General features: G+C 42.5%; 17 protein-coding genes. All 17 read left to right on the top strand.

Annotation, left to right across the window (positions count from 1 at the left end; genetic code table 11):
- Window positions 1–48 precede the first annotated feature (48 nt).
- The 17 genes from ACQK2H_RS13850 (at window position 49) to ACQK2H_RS13770 (ending at window position 14,513) form a co-directional block, all read left to right on the top strand.
- A complete protein-coding gene (locus tag ACQK2H_RS13850; protein WP_348284266.1) occupies window positions 49–261 on the top strand; it encodes an SHOCT domain-containing protein in 213 nt (70 codons plus the stop codon).
- A 19-nt stretch (window positions 262–280) separates the two neighbouring features.
- Window positions 281–1,114 carry a universal stress protein gene (locus ACQK2H_RS13845; RefSeq protein ID WP_348284267.1) on the top strand — a complete coding sequence of 278 codons (834 nt, stop codon included), beginning with the start codon at window positions 281–283 and terminating at the stop codon, window positions 1,112–1,114.
- 10 nt (window positions 1,115–1,124) lie between these two features.
- Entirely contained in the window at window positions 1,125–1,355 is a 231-nt protein-coding gene (locus ACQK2H_RS13840; protein ID WP_420575422.1) for a hypothetical protein, read from the top strand.
- Window positions 1,336–1,617, top strand: coding sequence for a DUF5676 family membrane protein (locus ACQK2H_RS13835; RefSeq protein WP_348284269.1), 282 nt, complete (start codon window positions 1,336–1,338; stop codon window positions 1,615–1,617). Before ACQK2H_RS13840 ends, ACQK2H_RS13835 begins: the two co-directional genes overlap by 20 nt.
- 113 nt (window positions 1,618–1,730) lie before the next feature.
- Window positions 1,731–2,282 (top strand): ion channel, encoded by a 552-nt coding sequence (locus tag ACQK2H_RS13830; RefSeq protein ID WP_425391984.1) that lies wholly within the window; start codon window positions 1,731–1,733, stop codon window positions 2,280–2,282.
- 4 nt (window positions 2,283–2,286) lie between these two features.
- Window positions 2,287–2,700, top strand: a complete 414-nt coding sequence (locus ACQK2H_RS13825; RefSeq protein ID WP_425391983.1) for a hypothetical protein — start codon at window positions 2,287–2,289, stop codon at window positions 2,698–2,700.
- Between the two features lie 3 nt (window positions 2,701–2,703).
- Window positions 2,704–3,333, top strand: a complete 630-nt coding sequence (locus tag ACQK2H_RS13820; RefSeq protein WP_350222529.1) for an L-2-amino-thiazoline-4-carboxylic acid hydrolase — start codon at window positions 2,704–2,706, stop codon at window positions 3,331–3,333.
- Between the two features lie 4 nt (window positions 3,334–3,337).
- Entirely contained in the window at window positions 3,338–4,678 is a 1,341-nt protein-coding gene (locus ACQK2H_RS13815; protein ID WP_350222528.1) for a dicarboxylate/amino acid:cation symporter, read from the top strand.
- Window positions 4,675–5,115 carry a hypothetical protein gene (locus ACQK2H_RS13810; RefSeq protein ID WP_350222527.1) on the top strand — a complete coding sequence of 147 codons (441 nt, stop codon included), beginning with the start codon at window positions 4,675–4,677 and terminating at the stop codon, window positions 5,113–5,115. The genes ACQK2H_RS13815 and ACQK2H_RS13810 overlap by 4 nt, the downstream gene beginning before the upstream one ends.
- Window positions 5,116–5,243: 128 nt before the next feature.
- Entirely contained in the window at window positions 5,244–6,104 is an 861-nt protein-coding gene (locus ACQK2H_RS13805) for a restriction endonuclease (protein WP_350222526.1), read from the top strand.
- Between the two features lie 23 nt (window positions 6,105–6,127).
- Window positions 6,128–7,486, top strand: coding sequence for an MBL fold metallo-hydrolase RNA specificity domain-containing protein (locus ACQK2H_RS13800; protein ID WP_425391982.1), 1,359 nt, complete (start codon window positions 6,128–6,130; stop codon window positions 7,484–7,486).
- The gene (locus ACQK2H_RS13795; RefSeq protein ID WP_350204920.1) at window positions 7,486–9,006 is read left to right on the top strand and encodes a thymidine phosphorylase family protein; all 1,521 of its coding nucleotides are present in this window, start codon (window positions 7,486–7,488) and stop codon (window positions 9,004–9,006) included. Before ACQK2H_RS13800 ends, ACQK2H_RS13795 begins: the two co-directional genes overlap by 1 nt.
- 2 nt (window positions 9,007–9,008) lie before the next feature.
- Window positions 9,009–9,905 carry a ribose-phosphate pyrophosphokinase gene (locus ACQK2H_RS13790; RefSeq protein ID WP_424963881.1) on the top strand — a complete coding sequence of 299 codons (897 nt, stop codon included), beginning with the start codon at window positions 9,009–9,011 and terminating at the stop codon, window positions 9,903–9,905.
- On the top strand, window positions 9,898–10,587 hold the full coding sequence (locus tag ACQK2H_RS13785; RefSeq protein ID WP_348284278.1) for a hypothetical protein: 690 nt from the start codon (window positions 9,898–9,900) through the stop codon (window positions 10,585–10,587). The genes ACQK2H_RS13790 and ACQK2H_RS13785 overlap by 8 nt, the downstream gene beginning before the upstream one ends.
- Before the next feature lie 6 nt (window positions 10,588–10,593).
- Window positions 10,594–11,325 carry a PPK2 family polyphosphate kinase gene (locus tag ACQK2H_RS13780; RefSeq protein ID WP_420575416.1) on the top strand — a complete coding sequence of 244 codons (732 nt, stop codon included), beginning with the start codon at window positions 10,594–10,596 and terminating at the stop codon, window positions 11,323–11,325.
- 12 nt (window positions 11,326–11,337) lie between these two features.
- On the top strand, window positions 11,338–13,422 hold the full coding sequence (locus tag ACQK2H_RS13775; protein WP_424963883.1) for a copper-translocating P-type ATPase: 2,085 nt from the start codon (window positions 11,338–11,340) through the stop codon (window positions 13,420–13,422).
- Window positions 13,423–13,427: 5 nt separating this feature from the next.
- Window positions 13,428–14,513: a saccharopine dehydrogenase family protein gene (locus tag ACQK2H_RS13770; RefSeq protein ID WP_350204924.1), complete on the top strand. Its 1,086-nt coding sequence runs from the start codon at window positions 13,428–13,430 to the stop codon at window positions 14,511–14,513.
- Window positions 14,514–14,524 lie beyond the last annotated feature (11 nt).

Below are 14,524 nucleotides of genomic sequence, written 5' to 3'. Positions count from 1 at the left end.
TTGAATCATAGGAAAATCCTGTTTTTAATAATATTAAACCAGTGAGTTATGCATTTATTCGAAGGACATTATTGGGGCATGCACATTTTCTGGTGGGTCGTATGGGTGATCTTCATCATTTGGATTTTTGTAACCCCATGGGACATTCCTGGTCAGCGCACCAAAAAGGAAACCCCTTTAGACATTTTGAAAAAGAGATATGCCAGTGGAGAAATAGATCGGCAACAGTTTGAGGATATGAGGAAAGACCTGCAAAACTGACGACAAAGGAATTTATCAGATGAAAAACATTTTGGTCCCTACGGATTTTTCAAAAGCTGCTAATCGAGCTTCAGAGATTGCCATTGCGATTGCCGAACAAACTAATTCGGAAATTCATTTTCTACATATCCAATACACTCCGGTACCTTGGATAACTCTAAACAAAGAAAGGGAGGAACGTTATCCTGAAACACTCAAAGAAATTGGTTATGCTAAAGGGGAGCTTTCCAGACTTGTGAAGAAGGCAGAGGATAAGGGATTAAAAGCTGAGCAATTCTTAGTGTTTGATGAAGGAAGGGAGGAGATCTTGAAACATATTCCTTTTCACCATCATGATTTCGTTGTAATGGGTTCAAGCGGTGCAACTGGAGCAAAGGAGCTGCTCATAGGTTCAAACGCTCAAAAGATACTTCGGGATGCTACCATTCCGGTATTGGTGGTAAAAGAGGGATCCGTTTGGCCAGTTGAAAATATTGTATTTCCTTCAAGTTTTGAGTCTGATGTTAAGCAGCCATTTCAAACTGTGGTAGAATTTGCTGATCTCAATGATTCAAAAATCCACCTTCTCTATGTGAACACTCCTTTTTCATTTGAAGAAACAGAGCAAAGTATGGCTAAGATGCATGACTTTCACAGGACATGTCCGCGAGGAGGATCATGTACTCTTAACATCTATAATTCATTAAATGAGGAACGTGGGATTATGCAATTTGTAGATTCCATAGGTGCAGGCCTGATTGCAATTACAACACATGGCAGGTCAGGATTTCTTCGACTTATAAGCAAAAGTATTACCGAGAGCCTGGTAAATCACACGGAAATCCCTGTGTTAAGCATAAACTTGAGCTCTTAAATTTATTATTATGAAAAACCATATGATTTGGATGCTAATCGGCTGTTTTGGAATATTCCTTTTACTATTCCTATTACCGGTTCTTGGTTTCAATGGCACCAATTCACTATTTATTTTCCTCATTGTCTTTTTTGTGGCCCACCTATTTATGCTCAGAGGACACAGAAACCATGCAGGGCATGTAGGCCATAAAGAACAACAATCTAAAAACGAAGACGATCATGCAACACATCGACATTAAGAAATTTGCACTAGCCTGGGGGGTAGTAGGAGCATTATTCTACCTGGGTTGTATCATTTTAATGGCAACAGTAGGCCGGGATGGTACCATCCTTTTTTTCAACAGCCTGCTGCATGGTCTGGATACCAGTGCGATTATACGGATGGATGTCCCTTGGACTGAGGCTCTGATTGGTTTGGTAGAAATGTTTGTACTGAGTTGGTTATTCGGTGCGTTGGTAGCAACCGTTTACAACATCTCGTTCAATAAAAAATATCGATGATTACCAAGGTGGTTGTATGTTAAGGATAGCCTTCGTTGGTTATTACTAGATCATTCCTGCTTTCGAGGAGGGATGATCTTTCTTTTTTGTTATAACCAGCAAAATATAGTCAAATGAACTCTGGTAAATTCCTAAACTTGCTTCTAAAGCGTTTACGTCCCGCCATTATATTGGTGGTGATAGTAGCAATTGTATATGTCTACCTCATGCAATTCGTAGATCATGGGCTTAGCTGGGTGCCCTACCTCGTTATTTTTTTAGCCCTGATCAAAACCTCATATTTTACATTTTTCACCTTCAAGCAGGTAAATAAGTCCATCAAAACATGCCACTCCTTTGGGCAGTTGCTATGGATATTTGGGTTATTAGTTATCCTAATTGTCTTTTCATATGCCGCAGACTTTACCTGCCTGATAGCTTCGGATAGATCTTCCTTTCAGATCAATGGCTTAAATGCAACCAATAACCTTAGCTATTTTGATTTCTTATTTGAAACCTTCTATTTCAGTGTAGTCACGTTTGCGGCCATTGGTTATGGAGATATTGTGCCTGTTACTACCCCTGCAAAAATTTTAGTTATGATGGAGATTGGTCAAAGCTTTGTGCTGATCGTATTCGGACTGTCCAACATAAATAACATTCATACTACAATCAAAAATCAATAATACCATGCAAAGGAAAATAGCACTTATTGGATATGACGAAATCGGCAAAAAAGTAGCAGTTTTTATCGCAAGGCAAGATGACGTTGAGGTTATCGGAGTATGTGATGTGATCAGTGACTGGCGTATTCAAACTGCGATAAAAAAAGGGTTTCCCGTTTATGCAGCAACCGAAAGATACCAAAGCAAAGATGCAACAGGCCGATGTTTCGATAACCGATACCATTACAGTCTTGTTGGATGTGGCGGATCTGGCTGTAGATTGTACCCCAAAGAATATAGCTGCACAAAATGTAGAACATACAAGGAGCGGAAAATGAAATTTATCCTGCAAGAAGGTGAAAAGCACAGAACCACTAGCCACTCTTTTAATAGAGCGGAAAAATCAATTAGAAAGACCAATGAAAGTTTATCAAAATAGACCATGAGAACGTTGATTCTGTTCTGGTTCAGAAGGCAAGCTGCTAAAGCAGCAATGCATGTTCTTTCACCATATTTTGAAAGAAGTGAAATACGTGATATCCTTCGAAACTATTGGCAAAGATACCAGGTTCTAAAGCTGGAGATATCCCAAATGCCCACAATGGGAGGCACTATAATGATCCACCTGTCCGCCATGTCCACGGCGTTTTATGAGGAACTAATTTCAAGAGGTAAAAGTAAAGAAGTAACTACCCAACTCTTTTATGATATTGCCTGGAAAATCTACAAAAAAATGGGCAGACTCTGCTGGCGGCTGGCAGGATGGAGTAGTCTAAACAGTCACAGCAAACTTTTAAATGCGACAAAGCTATTTAGGACATTCCCTTTTAATAGCCCTTCATATCTATGGAGTGATGTGCCTGCCAATGATAATGTGGTAGGTTTCGATTGTTTAAAATGTCCGGTAGCTGAGTACTTCAAGGTAAGAGGCTTATCTGATTTTTGTGCTAAAACATGGTGTGACCTTGATTATCCATTGGCTAATATGTGGGATGCTGAATTAAAGAGAACTGGAAGCATAGCAGCAGGAGCCAAAAAATGCGATTTCCGATGGATTGTGAAAAAGAAGTAATCTAATGTTTGATACGGAAATAAAGACACTCAAATCACTCAATACTTACCTTCAAAAGCTGGTAGAAGGAAAGCTATGGCTTAAGGTGATCATTGCGCTTTTCCTGGGAGTGGGATTCGGCCTTTTATTAAGTCCACAAAATGAATGGGTAAGTAAAGCCACTGCCGATGTTTTAGGCAACTGGCTGGCCCTGCCCGGCATGTTATTTCTTAAGCTGGTGCAGATGATCATGATCCCATTGATTGTGGCATCTATCATTACGGGCATTGCCAGCAATGACAAAGACAACCTGAAAAAACTTGGCGGGGGGGTCCTCCTGTATTTTATTACCACAACCATCATTTCTGTGAGCATAGGTAGTGTGTTGGCCATGCTATTTAAACCAGGCCGCTACTTGCACGAGCAGGCAGCAGCCGAACATGAAGAGGCTTTGGCAAAAGAAGCCAACAGTGCGGAATTGTCTTTTGGTATCAATGATATGCCACGTATCATTACGGATTTACTACCGGAAAACCCTCTGGCTTCAATGGTCAGTGGAGAAATGTTGAGTATTGTCATTTTCACCATTATCATTGGAGTGGCTGTTCTTTCATTGCCTTCAGACCTATTGCGTCCGGTAAAGTTGCTGCTAAGTGCCATTCAGGAGATTTGTATGACTGTAGTAAGATGGGCAATGATTTTGGTACCGGTGGCTGTTTTTGGACTAATGGCTCAGCTTACCTCTAGTGTAGGCTTAAGCTCTTTGGCGGGGCTAGGCTACTATGTAGTCGTTGTTCTACTTGGATTACTGATTCTTGTAGGTGTTTATTTACTGATGGTAAGTTTACTGGGCAGGAGAAATCCGTTAAAATTTTTAGGAAAGATAAAAGATGCACAACTCTTGGCATTTTCCACCACTAGCTCAGCAGCCGTTATGCCACTCTCATTGCAAACAGCAGAAGAGAAGCTAAAAGTTGATCCGGCAGTCAGCAACTTTATTATCCCCATAGGAGCTACTGTCAACATGGATGGTACAGCACTCTATCAAACCATTACCACTTTATTTATCGCCCAGGCGTATGGGCTGGAGATGAGTTTGTTGAACATCATTGTGGTAATAGTAACCATTGTTGCAGCGTCTATAGGCACCCCGGCCATTCCGGGTGGCGGTGTAGTGATACTGGCTTCCGTACTAGGTAGCGCAGGGATTCCAGCTGAAGGAATTATCATCATTATCGGTGTAGAGAGGTTACTTGGAATGTTTCGAACAGCGGTCAATGTTACAGGAGATTTGACGGCTTGTATTCTATTTGATAAATGGCAGAATAAAGATTCCGAATTGAAAGTAAATGTTGAGGTCAAATGAAGCAGTATTTCATCAAATTAGTTGTAACTGCCTTCCTACTTAATATCATGTGGGAGAATTTGCATGATGGCCTATATACCAACGTTATTCCCTGGATGAAAAACATGGGCTACTTTCTGTGTAGCCTTGGGGATGCGGTCTTAGTTGTTATCATATATGTTGTAGTCGCTCAAATTGCGAATGATATAAAATGGGGGCAAAAACCTTCTGCAAATCATCTCTTATGGATGCTTTTGATTGGTACGATTGTAGCCTTGATAGCCGAAAAAACCGCATTGTTACTGAATTGGTGGCAATACAACGAACAAATGCCGGTACTATCTCTTCTAGGTGTAGGGGTATCTCCATGGTTGCAAATAACCCTTACACCAGTCATATCAGTTTTAATTTCCAGTAGACTAAAACAGCCAACGTTAGTGAATAATGCCCAACGTTAATAGATGCTGATATCGATCTATCTTACTAGTAAGCAATAACAAAATTTCATACATCGAATATATAATTTCGTAAAGGGTTGGAATGCTGCTCTTATATCTTTAACAGTAGATGTTAAGAGTAGATGTAGATGCCTGAAAAGAATGTTTTTATTACCAAGGTTTCCGGAGAAAAGGCACCCTTCTCTCCAACGAAGCTCAGACAATCTCTTGAAAGAGCTGGAGCCGGTTTGGCTATTGTAGACCTTATCATTGACGAAATAGAAAAGCAGTTAGTCGATGGAATGTCTACGAAGAAAATCTACAGCCAGGCGTTCTCTATGCTCCGAAAGCACTCAAAACCCGTTGCAGGCAGGTATAAGATCAAGCAGGCCATTTTGGAGCTAGGCCCTTCAGGATATCCCTTTGAGAAGTTTGTGGGTGAAATTTTGAAGCATCAGGGTTATCGTACCAAAGTAGGTGTGATAGTTCAGGGTCATTGTGTATCGCATGAAATAGATGTAGAGGCTGAAAAAGACAACAAACACTTCATGGTGGAGTGCAAATTCCACAATCGGCAAGGGTATAAATGTGACGTAAAAATTCCACTCTATATCAGGTCCCGGTTTGAAGATGTGAAAAAGCAATGGGAAAAACGTAAAGGACATGCCACCAAATTTCATGAGGGTTGGGTAGTGACTAACACCCGGTTTACGGAGGATGCCATTCGATATGGTAAGTGCAGTGGCCTGGTGCTTATTGGTTGGGATTATCCAAAGCAAGGAAGTATCCGCGACCGAATTAACCTCTCTGGTCTTCACCCTGTTACCTGCCTGACTACCCTATCTAAGGCAGAAAAACAAAAGCTCATTGATAAAATGATTGTGCTGTGTAAAGAACTCTGTGAGCGACCTGAAATACTGGAGGAAATGGGGATAGCACCAAGCCGGATTTCGAAGATCATAGAAGAAGGGACACAAATATGTTTGAGTACAGAAGCACGTAATAACTAATTGTTTAAAAGATGTTGGATAAAATGACCATAAAATTTCTGGGAGCAGCAGGAACAGTGACTGGCTCTAAATATTTGCTTGAAACGAGCAAAAAAAAGCTTATGGTGGATTGTGGGGTATTCCAGGGTTTGAAAGAATTGCGGTTGCTTAATTGGGCACAACCAGAGTTTGATCCACAAACTATAGATGCCGTTTTATTGACCCATGGACACCTTGATCATACCGGATATCTGGCCAGATTGGTCAAGCTAGGCTTCAGGGGCAAAATATACGGCACTGGCCCCACACTTAAGATTGCAGAGATCATTTTAAAGGACAGTGCAAAAATACAAGAGGAAGAAGCTGCGCGAGCGAATAAGGATGGGTATAGCAAACATCACCCGGCAGTAGCATTTTATGATCTGGAAGATGTAGAAAAGACGGTACCTCTTTTCAACCCTGTAGCTGAGGGTAAATGGCATGTAATTGAAGATGATTTCAGAGTTAGATGGCCTTACAACGGCCATATCATTGGTTCCACTTCCGTTGAGGTAGAATTTCATCATAAATATGTGGTGTTTTCCGGAGACATAGGCAGAAAAAAAGACCTGCTACTTTTTCCTCCAAAAAAACCGGAGAAAGCCGATGTACTATTGATTGAATCCACGTATGGCGGCAGGATTCATGTAGACGAAGAAAACATCATTCCCGAGCTGGAGCGTATCATAAATGAGTCAGTGGAGCGTGGTGGTAGTGTGTTCATCCCCAGCTTTGCCGTAGAGCGGACACAATTAATGATGTTGATGATCTGGAGGCTTTTGAAAGAAAAAAGGATACCTAAGATTCCGATGATCATGGATAGTCCCATGGGAGCCAATGTGCTTCATCTCTTTCACTACTCCCGAGACTGGCACAAGCTGGACCCGGAAGAATGTGACGATATGTGTTCCCATTTTCGTGTTGTGAGCAATTTTCGGGAAACACTGGCACTGCGCAAAGATGAAAAACCTAAAATCGTTATTGCCGGAAGTGGTATGATGACCGGTGGACGAATACTCAATTACATGGAAGCACGATCCGGTAATAGCAAGGATGCCTTACTTTTTGTGGGCTACCAGGCAGAAGGAACACGGGGAAGAAAGCTGCTTGAAGGAGACAAAAAAATCAAAGTCTACGGCAAATGGCTACCGTTCAGCATGCACATAGAACAAATAGAAGGGCTGAGCGCTCACGGAGATCAAAAAGATCTGATCGACTGGCTTTCGGAAATCAAAAAACAGCCCGAAAAGCTATTCATTATCCATGGAGAAACAGAGCAAGCCTGTGCCCTTCAGCAGCGCATCAAAGAAGTATACCAATGGGACAGTGAGATTCCCAAAATAAATCAAAAGGTAGAATTGTGATGGAAGCAAAGGATACCCGGCATAACGTATTAAAACTAGTAAGATTAGGCATAGATGCCCGAAACGAATACATGGTATTCATGCGCAAGGACTGTCCGGTGTGTGTGTCCGAAGGGTTTGAGGCGTTAAATCGTATAAAAGTTTCAAACGGAAATAAAACCATCGTGGCATCACTCATCGTTTGGGATAATAAAGCGCATTTAAACCATGATCAATTGGGGCTTTCTGATGCAGCCATTGAAGCCCTGGAAACAAAAGAAGGTGACTTGCTTAGTCTGAGCCATCTAGATGCCTTGGATTCAATGAGCGATGTTCGAAAAAAGATATACGGGCATAGGCTCAACCAGACTGAGTTTGACAGGATTATTGGTGATATCGTTAATCGGAATTTATCCAATATCCAACTATCTGCTTTTCTGGCTTCCAGTACGGGAGATTCACTCAACCAGGAAGAAGTTATTTCGCTTACCAAGTCTATGATCAATGTGGGTTTCAAACTGGACTGGGGTTCGGGCAAGGTTTACGATAAACACTGCATAGGTGGCTTGCCGGGTAACAGAACTACGCCATTAGTAGTATCTATTGTTGCCGCAGCAGGGTTGACCATCCCTAAAACTTCTTCCCGTGCCATTACTTCTCCAGCCGGTACTGCTGACACCATGGAGGTGGTCACCAATGTAAATCTCACCACCGGGCAAATGAAAAATGTGGTGGAACAGGAAGGCGGGTGCCTTGCTTGGGGCGGATCAGTACAGCTAAGTCCGGCTGATGATATACTCATCAGGGTAGAAAAAGCTTTGGATATTGATAGTGAAGGGCAGATGATCGCTTCTGTGCTTTCTAAAAAGGCGGCAGCAGGCTCTACTGATGTAGTCATAGATATACCTGTTGGCCCTACTGCCAAAGTGCGTTCAAAAGAGACTGCAGAGCAACTTTCCGAAAAAATGGTTGCCGTAGGAAAGGCCATCGGACTGAATATTGAAATAATATTGACCAATGGCGCACAGCCTGTGGGGCGGGGCATTGGACCTGCCTTAGAAGCACAAGATGTTTTGTCTGTCTTGAGAAACGAAGAAAATGCTCCGAATGACCTACGTGAAAGAGCGGTAATACTTGCAGGCAGATTACTTGAAATGGGAGGAAAAGCACTTGAAGGTAAGGGCAGCCAATTGGCGATGAAAATATTAGAAAGCGGAGATGGTTACAAAAAATTCATCTCTATCTGCGAGGCACAAGGGTTTTTTAGAGAACCTGAGGTTGCGCCCCGTAAGCATAAGATTAGATCAGCAGTAAGAGGAATAGTTTCAGAGATTGATAATCGCAGACTGGCGAAAGTTGCTAAGATGGCCGGTGCTCCTAGTGTTATGACAGCAGGCATTTTGCTGCTTACGCCATTAGGTACTCAAGTGGAAGAGAACGATACCCTGTTTGAAATCCATGCTGAGTCACAGGGAGAGCTTGAATATGCCCTTTCTTACCTGAAAACACAAAAAGAAATTATTAAAATCAACGAGTCATAAATATGGAAATGATAATTTTTGCCTTACCGGGCAATGAAGAACTTACCGATAAAATAGCCGGACACCTCAAGGCTGAAAAGGGAGAGGCAACCATACGGCAGTTTCCCGATGGAGAAAGTTATGTGCAGATTCACTCTGAAGTAAAAGGCAAATGTGTGGTTATGGTATGCACGTTACACGAGCCGGATGCCAAATTGCTGCCCCTGTACTTTTTAAGTAAGACCGCCAAAGAACTTGGTGCTGCCTGTACGTGCCTGGTAGCGCCTTATCTGGCCTATATGCGTCAGGATAAGCAGTTTAATCCGGGAGAGGGTATCACGTCTACGTATTTTGCTGAATTGATATCAGGCTTTGCAGAAACGTTGACCACCGTTGACCCACACCTTCACCGTAGAAGTTCGTTAAGTGAGATTTACACCGTACCTAATAAACTCATCCATGCGGCATCACACATTTCAAAATGGGTGAGCGATAATATTGAAAAGCCGGTATTCATCGGCCCGGATAGTGAAAGTGAGCAATGGGTTTCCCAGGTAGCAGAAGAAGCCGGGGCACCTTTTACCGTGTTAGAGAAAGTAAGGCATGGTGACCGGGATGTGGAAGTGTCCGTCCCCGATGTAGCAAAATACAAAGATCACACCCCGGTATTGGTGGATGATATCATTTCCACAGCCAGAACGATGATAGAAACAGTTGGCCATTTAAAAAAAGCCGGAATGCATCTACCGGTTTGTATTGGCGTACATGCCGTATTTGCAGGCTCAGCCTATGCGGATCTAAAAAATGCAGGGGTACTACAAGTCGTAACGTGCAACACCATCCCCCATGAAAGTAATCAGATTGATCTTTCGGATATTCTGGCAAAAGAGATTAACCAACTAATGAAGCATCATGCCTAGAGCGCTGCTCACCATCATAGCATGTCTGCAACTGGTCCCTGCAATTTTGTATGGTCAGGAGAAAGAAATGTTCATTGAGCAAATAGCGCAAAAAAGAATAGTACGTGAAAACTATGATCAAAATGGAGACCTGCAGGGCAAGCAGATTTTTTTAACGGGTGAGTTAGAGCAGCAGGGTAAAACTTATCGGATAAAGGTAATAACCGAGCTTTATGACGAAAGCGGCCGGCTTACGGAAAAGTACACGACCACATATCAGTGCAATCCCAATGAGTTTGATGTGCTGTTGAATGTATTTCCTTTTACTGATCCGTATGACGAGAAGATAAAAGTGGATGTCACTTCAGAAGACTTTCAGCAACTGTATGAACTGGGTAAGGGAGAAGAATTAAAAGATATTCATTTGAAGATGAGTGTTGAATCTGGGGTGTTAAGTTTTTTCGGATCCAAAAGCCTGGTCACCATAAAAAACAGGAAAAAGGAGGTAGTGAACCAATCAGTAAAAATAAGTAGTGAGGCTGTTATTGAAGCATACATGATGGGAATCCGTATTAAAACGATAAACTATGTCGTGGAAGAATACCTGACTAACGATTTCGTATTGCAACGTCAGCAGTTTACAGAGGATGATGGGGCCTGGTTTACTATGAAATATGAACAGAACGCAAAAGAAATTGAATAAAATCAGATGGTTGAGTTAGAACACATATCAACACTGCCACCGGAAGATGCCGATAAGGCGGAAACAAAGAAAGCCTTGAAAAAACTCCGAAAGGAGCTTTTTCTGTTGCAGAATAAGTTCTATGCCGATGGAAGATACAGCATGCTCATTGTCTTGCAGGGGCTTGATACTTCCGGTAAAGACGGTACGATCCGTCACGCTTTTAGCGGCATGAACCCGCAGGGCGTGCAGGTAACATCGTTTAAGAAACCCACAATTGATGAGCTCAAACATGACTTTTTATGGCGCGTTTATCCACATTTTCCCCAGAAAGGTATGATCAGGGTATTTAACAGGTCATACTATGAAGACATTCTGGTTCCGGCTACAAACAGGAGCCTTTCAGAAGATGTCTTGCAGCACCGCATCAACCTCATCAATGAACTGGAACATCATCTGTTGGCCAATGATACGTTGATTTTAAAGTTTTATCTGCACCTATCGGCTAATGAGCAGGAAAAGCGTATTGAGGAGCGTAAAACAAAACCGCACAAACGATGGAAATATGCCAAAGAAGATGAACTTATCCCAAAAAAATGGGATGACTACAGGAAAACGTATCATACCATATTGAATGCCTGTGATCACTTGCCCTGGCACATTATTCCTGCAGATAAGCGATGGTTTCGTAATTATACAGCAGCTAAAATTTTAGCCGAACAGCTTGAAAAACTAAATCTGAAATACCCAAACAAATAAAAAATAGTCATTATGGAAAATCATAAAGAGCATAATCACACACACCATAAGCACGAAGAAAGTAAAAAGCATGAAGATCATTCCGGACATGAAGGTCACGGCCATGGTAGTCATTCGGGTCACAACCCCGGGCATGGTGAAATGGGACATGATCATCATAAAATGATGATTGAGGACTTCAAAAAGCGGTTCTGGATATCGCTGGTACTCACCGTACCTATACTTGTTTTTTCGCCAATGATCCAGGGATTTTTCGGTTATGAGTGGCTGCTGCCGGGCAATGCTTACATTCTGTTTGGGCTTTCTACCATAGTTTATTTTTACGGAGGCTGGCCTTTTCTGAAAGGATTGAAGGATGAGCTGAAGGAAGGTGCCCCGGGCATGATGACTTTAATATCCATGGCCATTAGTGTTGCTTATTTTTATAGTTCCGCGACAGTGTTCGGCCTTGAAGGGGAGGATTTCTTCTGGGAACTGGCCACCCTGATTGATATCATGTTACTAGGCCACTGGCTGGAAATGAAATCCGTACTGGGAGCTTCAAAAGCTCTGCAGTTACTGGTAAGCATGATGCCCTCAGAAGCGCATCGGGTCAAAGGTGACACGGTAGAAGATGTGAAGCTGGAAGACCTGCAAAAAGATGATATTATTTTGATTAAACCAGGTGAAAAAGTTCCGGCTGATGGCATTATCGTAGAGGGGGAAAGCTACCTGAATGAATCCATGCTGACCGGGGAATCCAAACCGGTAAAAAAAGGCCTGGAGAATAAAGTAATCGGAGGGTCACTCAATGGCAATGGCTCACTAAAAGTAAAAGTAGAGCATACAGGTAAAGACAGCTACCTCAATAAGGTAATTACGCTAGTACAAGAGGCGCAAAAGTCTAAGTCAAAAATGCAGAATTTGTCAGACCGTGCCGCTAAGTGGCTTACCTATATTGCATTGGCCATTGGTTTTGGTACGCTGGCTGCCTGGTTGTTTTTAGGCTTTCCTTTCGTATATGCCCTGGAAAGAATGGTTACTGTCATGGTCATTGCTTGTCCACATGCGCTGGGCTTAGCCATACCATTAGTGGTTGCCATATCCACTGCGGTTTCGGCACAGAATGGTCTGCTGATTAGAAACAGGACTGCTTTTGAGGAATCAAGAAAGATCTCGGCCCTCGTTTTTGATAAAACCGGAACACTGACCAAAGGCGATTTTGGCGTTACCCGTGTAGAGACGGTAGATCAGCAATTTGAGGCAGACGAACTATTGAGGCTTTCCAGTGCTTTGGAGCAAAGTTCGGAACATCCTATTGCCGTTGGTATTATCAAAAAAGTAAAAGAGAAAGACATAGCTGTACCCAAACCGGAAAACTTCAATGCCATTACCGGTAAAGGGGTAGAAGCAAAAGTGGAAGGGAAAGATGTGAAAGTAGTGAGCCCGGGTTATCTGAAAGATGAGAACATTTCCATACCAGATGGTGCCTACAGCAGTGCTGCGGAGACAGTTGTATTTGTGCTGGTGGATAATAAACTGGCCGGGTACATCGCCCTGGCTGATGAGATCAGACCGGAAAGTGCCGAAGCGATCAAAATATTTAAAAACAACAACATCAAAGTGATGATGGCCACCGGTGATAATGAAATAGTCGCCAAAGCAGTAAGTGAAGAACTAGGTCTGGACGGATACTACTCAGAGGTATTGCCACACCAGAAGGTAGAAATTGTGAAAGACCTGCAGGCCAAAGATGAATTTGTTGCCATGACCGGTGATGGGGTGAATGATGCGCCTGCGCTGGCGCAGGCCAACGTAGGTATTGCCGTGGGCTCAGGCACCGATGTAGCGGCCGAAACAGCCGACATTATTTTGGTCAATAGCAACCCGCAAGACATTGCCAATCTGATTCTTTTTGGTAAGGCTACTTATAGCAAGATGATCCAAAACCTGATATGGGCTACCGGCTACAATGCTGTTGCCATTCCTCTTGCGGCAGGGGTGCTTTACACATCCGGCTTTGTATTAGGGCCTGCTGTAGGTGCGGTATTTATGAGTTTGAGTACCATCATCGTAGCTATCAATGCACAGCTGCTCAAAAAGAAAATAGGTAAGTAGTGCTAATGAAGAAAGACAAGATATTGGTTGTAGGTGGCTATGGGGATGTAGGCGGCAGAATATGCCTGGGGTTATCTGAACATTATCCTGATCAGGTGATTGCGGCAGGTAGAAGCCTAGAAAAAGCCCGTCAATTTGCGGCCAGCACTGGAGGAAAAGTGCTGGCCCGACAAATTGATATTGCCGGAGTGGTTCCAAATGAGGAACTACAGGATATTCTTTTGGTGATCATGGTGGTTGATATGCCAGACGCCAAATTCGTGCGTCAGTGCTTCGAACAATGTGTCCATTATATTGATATAACGGCTACCTATAAGCTAATAGAGCAAATTAAGGACCTTAATGAAATGGCCATTAGGCATGGGGCAACCGGAATTGTGAGTGTGGGGTTGGATCCGGGGCTATCTAATCTACTCGCCAAGCACTGTGTATCATATATGGAAAAAGTTGACCACATTGATATTCATTTGCTGTTGGGTTTGGGAGACAACCATGGTGAGGCGTCCATTAACTGGATTTTAGATACAATTCAAAGGGACTATGCCATTTTACTAAATGGACGTTTGACTAAGGTGAATAGTTTTAGAGATGGAAAACAAACACAGTTTCCGGGTGGTCTTGGAAAACATACCACCTATTCATTCAATTTTTCTGATCAACACGTGCTGCCAGAAACGCTTGGGGCAAGTAGTGTTAGAACAAGGATTTGTTTTGAAAATAGAAGAATTACTGCCCTGTTTGCTTTGCTTGCCAGAATAGGTTTTTTCAAGTTATTGAAATATAAGCCAGTTAGAAGTATTTATAAGCATTTGCTTAACGCATTCAAATACGGATCAGATGTCTATGCTGTCAAGGTAAAAGCGTATGGCTATGAGTATGACACCATGGTGCAGATGGAGGCTTCCCTCATTGGGCATAGAGAAGCTAATGGAACTGCTATGGCAACTGTGAAAACTGCTTGTTTACTCTTGGATAATGAAATAAAGAGTGGTGTGTTTCATAGCGAAGAGTTATTTGATTTGGGTGATTATGTAGATGATCTGGAGGGTATAGATTTTTATTTAGACAATAGATTACCGGTAGCTAGTTGACGAAACCACCA

It is taken from the genome of Ekhidna sp. (assembly GCF_965228795.1).
GTDB lineage: Bacteria > Bacteroidota > Bacteroidia > Cytophagales > Cyclobacteriaceae > Ekhidna.
This window is presented reverse-complemented; position numbering and strand designations above follow the sequence as displayed.